At 65.5% G+C, this 4,054-nt stretch carries 5 protein-coding genes; all 5 read right to left on the reverse strand.

Annotated elements, in window-relative coordinates:
* A partial coding sequence (locus VJS90_RS03015) for an acetyl-coenzyme A synthetase N-terminal domain-containing protein (RefSeq protein WP_324118965.1) occupies window positions 1–421 on the reverse strand: 421 nt, incomplete at its 3' end.
* Between the two features lie 37 nt (window positions 422–458).
* Window positions 459–1,229 carry a 3-hydroxybutyrate dehydrogenase gene (gene hbdH / locus VJS90_RS03020; protein ID WP_324118968.1) on the reverse strand — a complete coding sequence of 257 codons (771 nt, stop codon included), beginning with the start codon at window positions 1,227–1,229 and terminating at the stop codon, window positions 459–461.
* Between the two features lie 37 nt (window positions 1,230–1,266).
* Window positions 1,267–2,283, reverse strand: coding sequence for an ABC transporter permease (locus VJS90_RS03025; protein WP_324118970.1), 1,017 nt, complete (start codon window positions 2,281–2,283; stop codon window positions 1,267–1,269).
* Window positions 2,283–3,341 carry a microcin C ABC transporter permease YejB gene (locus VJS90_RS03030; protein ID WP_324118971.1) on the reverse strand — a complete coding sequence of 353 codons (1,059 nt, stop codon included), beginning with the start codon at window positions 3,339–3,341 and terminating at the stop codon, window positions 2,283–2,285. The genes VJS90_RS03025 and VJS90_RS03030 overlap by 1 nt, the downstream gene beginning before the upstream one ends.
* Window positions 3,338–4,054: ABC transporter substrate-binding protein (locus VJS90_RS03035; protein WP_324118973.1), on the reverse strand; the 717-nt coding region annotated here is incomplete at its 5' end. The genes VJS90_RS03030 and VJS90_RS03035, both read right to left, overlap by 4 nt.

A 4,054-nucleotide genomic window follows, 5' to 3' on the forward strand; every position in this document is an offset into this window, starting at 1 on the left:
GGTCGCCAGGCTGAATGCCCATTGCTTGCAGCGCGTGTTGCAAGCCTGCGACGTGGGCAGCCAGTTCGGCGTGACTGAGCACCTGGCGGCCGCCGTCCTCGCTCACGGCGATCAGCGCCGGGCGTTGGTCTCGGCGGCGCAGCAGGTGTTCGGCAAAGTTCAGGGTGGCGCCGCTGAACCAGTGCGTATCGGTCATCTGGGCGCCTTCGTCGAGCACCTGGTTGGCGGCTGTGTGCCAGCGCACCTGAAAGTACTCGGCCAGGGACTGCCAGAACGCGGCACGCTGCTCGATGCTCCAACGGTGCAGGGCTGCATAGTCGTCGAGCTGCACGTTGAAGCGCAGGCTGACCCAGCGACGAAACGCCTCCATGCGGCTTGCCTCGATTTGTGCCGCCGATGGGCGCCAAAGCACATCGTTCATGCCGCGTTCTCCTGTTGTTTTAGTGCACTCTAGCCTGTCACTGGGCCAGCCACCCGCCATCGACGTTCCAGGCGGCCCCCCGTACCTGGCTGCCGGCCTCGCTGCACAGGAACAGCACCAGCTCGCCCAGGTGCTCCGGGGTGACGAACGCCCGCGAGGGTTGCTTCTCGGCAAGCAGGTCATGCTGGGCCTGTTGTGGATCGACGCCCGCGGCGGCGCGGTCGTCGATCTGTTTCTGTACCAGCGGCGTGAGCACCCAGCCTGGACAGATGGCGTTGCAGGTGATGTTGCTGGTGGCGGTCTCAAGGCCGATCACCTTGGTAAGCCCGATCACTCCGTGCTTGGCGGCCACGTAGGCGGCCTTGCCGGTCGAACCCACCAGCCCGTGCACCGAGGCAATGTTGATGATGCGCCCCCAGTCGCGCGCGCGCATGCCAGGCAGTACCAGCCGACTGCCATGGAACACGGCGGAGAGGTTGAGAGCGATGATCCTGTCCCAGGCGTCCACCGGAAACTGCTCCACCGGCGCGACGTGCTGTATGCCTGCGTTGTTGACGAGGATATCGACCGCGCCGAAATGCTCCTCGGCATACGCGAACAGCGCCTCGATCTGCGCCACCTCACTGAGGTCGGCCGGGTGATGGGCGACACCGCCGCCCAGGCATCGAAGCTCATCGATGGCACCTTGCGCATCGCCAAAGCCATTGAGCACGATATTGGCCCCGGCCTTGGCCAGCACCCTGGCGATGCCCAGGCCGATACCACTGGTGGAACCGGTGACTACCGCTGTCTTGCCTTGCAGACTCATGGATGCCTCCTTGGATGTACCACTGACAGTCAAGCACCTAGGCGCGCGGATCGAAAGCCTCGCGCAGGGCATCGCCGATGAAGACCAGCAACGAGAGGATCAGCGCCAGGGCGAAAAAGGCGGTGAACCCGAGCCAGGGCGCCTGCAGGTGCTGCTTGCCCTGGGTGACCAGCTCGCCCAGCGAGGCGCTGCCGGCCGGCATGCCGAAGCCCAGGAAGTCCAAGGCCGTGAGGGTGGTGATAGCGCCGGTGAGCATGAACGGCACCAGCGTCAGGGTCGCGTTCATCGCGTTGGGCAGGATATGCCGCAGGATCACCTGGCTGTCCGGCAGGCCCAGCGCCCGTGCGGCCTTCACGTACTCCAGGTTGCGCCCACGGAGGAACTCGGCCCGCACCACGTCCACCAGGGTCAGCCACGAGAACAGCGCCATGATCCCCAGCAGCCACCAGAAATCGGGCTCGACAAAACCGCTCAGGATGATCAGCAGGTAGAGCACCGGCAAGCCGGACCAGACTTCCAGCAGCCGCTGGCCGATCAGGTCGACCCAGCCGCCGTGATAGCCCTGCAGCGCGCCTGCGGCAATGCCGATGAGCACGCTGATGATCGTCAGCGTGAAGGCGAACAGCAACGACACCCGGGTGCCATACAGCACCCGCGCCAGCACGTCGCGGCCCTGGTCGTCGGTGCCCAGCCAGTTGACCATCGAGGGCGGGCTTGGGCTGGGGACCTGCAAGTCGTAGTTGGGGGTGTCGGCGCTGAACGGGATCGGCGCGAACAGCATCCAGCCGCCCTGGCCCTCGATCAACTTGCGTACATACTGGCTGCGGTAGTCCGGCTGGAACGGCAATTGTCCGCCAAACTCCTGTTCGGTATGACGCTTGAGCGCCGGCATGTACAGTTCGCCCTTGTAGCCGAGCAGCAGCGGCTTGTCGTTCGCCACCAGCTCCGCGCCAAGGCTCAGCAGCAACAGCGCGCCGAAGAGCCACAGCGAGACCCAGCCCAGGCGGTTGCGGCGAAAACGTAGCAAGCGACGGCGCGAAAGGGGCGACAGCATCAGTGCGCCCTCGTGCTGAAATCGATGCGTGGGTCGAGCACGGTGTAGCAGAGATCGCCGATCAGGCGGATCAGCAGGCCGGCCAGGGTGAAGATGAAGAGCGTGCCGAACACCACCGGATAGTCCCGCGATACCGCGGCCTCGTAGCTCATGCGCCCGAGCCCGTCGAGGGAGAAGATCACCTCGATCAGCAACGAGCCTGCGAAGAACACCGTGATCAGTGCCTGAGGGACCCCTGCGACCACCAGCAACATGGCGTTGCGCAGCACGTGGCCGTAGAGCACACGGCGCTCGCTCAGTCCTTTGGCGCGTGCGGTGACCACGTACTGGCGGGCGATCTCGTCGAGAAAGGCGTTCTTGGTCAGCAGGGTCAGTGTGGCGAAACCGCCGATCACCAACGCGCTGACCGGCAATACCAAATGCCAGAAATAGTCCGCGACCTTGCCCAGCAGGCTGAGCTGCTCGAAGTCGTCCGACACCAGCCCGCGCACGGGGAACCAGTTCAGCGAGGTTCCGCCGGCGAACAGCACGATCAGCAGCAAGGCGAACAGGAACGAGGGCAGGGCATAGCCCACGATGATCAGGGCGCTGCTCCAGGCATCGAACCGGCTGCCGTGGCGCACCGCCTTGCGGATCCCCAGCGGGATGGACACCAGGTAGGTGATCAGCGTCGCCCACAAGCCCAGCGAAACTGTCACGGGCAATTTTTCAAGGATCAGGTCGGTGACCTTGGCGCCGCGGAAGAAGCTGCTGCCAAAATCCAGCCGGGCGTACTGGCCAAGCATCAGCCACAGGCGTTCGGGCGCGCTCTTGTCGAAGCCGTACTGGTGCTTGATCTCTTCGATCAGCTTGGGGTCCAGCCCGCGGCTCGAGCGCGATTCGCCGTGCAGTACTTCGGTTCGCGCGCCCGGCGCGGCGCCGCCCAACCCTTGCAGCCGGGCGACGGCCTGCTCGACAGGGCCGCCGGGCGCGGCCTGGACGATGGCGAAGTTGACCAGCAGAATGGCCAGCAAGGTGGGGATGATCAGCAACAGCCGGCGCAGGATGTAGGCGGTCATGGCGTGTCCTTGAGACGTTCGGCCATCTGCGCGTTGGTCAGCGCGGTGGGACTGACCTCCCACCAGGTGTCCAGGCCCTCGTCATAGGCGGCCTGGACCTTGGGCAAGCCGAAACGGTTCCACCAGGCGGTGGAGCTGCCGGGCGGGTAGTAGTTGGGTATCCAGTAGTAGTTCCATTGCAGCACCCGGTCCAGGGCGTGGGCGTGGCGCTGCATGTCGGCCTGGCTGTTGGCGCGCACCAGGCCCTCGATCAAGGTGTCCACGGCGGGGTCCTTGAGCACCATCAGGTTGTTCGAGCCGGGGTCGTTGGCCGCTGCCGAGCCAAAGTAGTTGTACAGCTCGGTGCCTGGCGACAGGGTCACGGGGTAGCCCGTGACCACCATGTCGTAGTCCCGGTTCATGAGCCGGTTGACGTATTGGGCGGAGTCGACGTTGCGGATCTGCAAGGTGACGCCGATCTGCGCCAGGTTGCGCTTCCAGGGCAGCAGCAGGCGCTCAAGGCCCGACTGACCGTTGAGGAAGGTGAAGGTCAGGGGCTCGCCCTGGGCGTTCACCAGCCGGTCGCCCTCAGGCTTCCAGCCCGCGGCCTGCAGCAAGGCCAGGGCCTGCAGCTGCTGCGTGCGGATGATCCCGGAGCCGTCGGTCGTGGGCGCCTTGAACACGTGGCTGAACACTTCGTCGGGCACCTGGCCGCGCAGGGGGTCGAGCAGCTT

The organism is Pseudomonas sp., from assembly GCF_035277045.1.
In the GTDB taxonomy this organism is placed as follows: domain Bacteria; phylum Pseudomonadota; class Gammaproteobacteria; order Pseudomonadales; family Pseudomonadaceae; genus Aquipseudomonas.